This window comes from Clostridium puniceum (assembly GCF_002006345.1).
GTDB classification, from domain to species: Bacteria; Bacillota; Clostridia; order Clostridiales; family Clostridiaceae; genus Clostridium; species Clostridium puniceum.
In genome coordinates this window covers 1-515 of sequence record NZ_LZZM01000169.1, presented here as the reverse complement: position 1 = coordinate 515, position 515 = coordinate 1, and the positions used below count along the sequence as shown (strand labels likewise).

Annotated in this window: 2 pseudogenes; both read right to left on the bottom strand. The window is 27.2% G+C overall.

Annotation, left to right across the window (positions count from 1 at the left end):
- Nucleotides 1-205: pseudogene (locus CLPUN_RS13295) on the bottom strand (IS21-like element helper ATPase IstB); the annotation flags it as partial.
- 2 nt (nucleotides 206-207) lie between these two features.
- Nucleotides 208-515: pseudogene (locus CLPUN_RS27680) on the bottom strand (IS21 family transposase); the annotation flags it as partial.

The window sequence follows — 515 nt, the reverse complement described above, 5'->3', positions numbered from 1 at the left end:
CTGCCTTAATATTTCTCATAGCGTTTCTTTCTCTTTTACCATTAGCTTCAATTTCGAGTAATCTTACTAAAAATTCTCGATGACCAATCTTATTTTCGATAGCGTATGCTATTTCTGATTCGAAATTTAATTGCATATCTAAGAGTTTAAACTGTTTTAAAAGAGATACAATATGGTCTGGCGATGTATTAATCTTATCTTTCATACTTAAAATTGATCCTCCTCATAATAAGATAAATCCCGACTTGTTTCATTTATTGTAAGGAGTTCATCGTTAGAAGTAATGCCTTTAACTATATCTAGGTATTTTGTCTTTAATATGTTTTTTATCTCTTTAATTTCATAAATATTCTGATCTATACAGTACTTTAAAATTAAATCTAACGAATCGTTGTCATAAAGTTCCTTAAGCTTAATTATTTGTCTCATATGAAAGGTTGGTTGTTTTAAATGAGGTATGCAATTTTTATAAAAAATCTTACCGTTAGAAAATGTATTTTCAAATTGCCTTATTA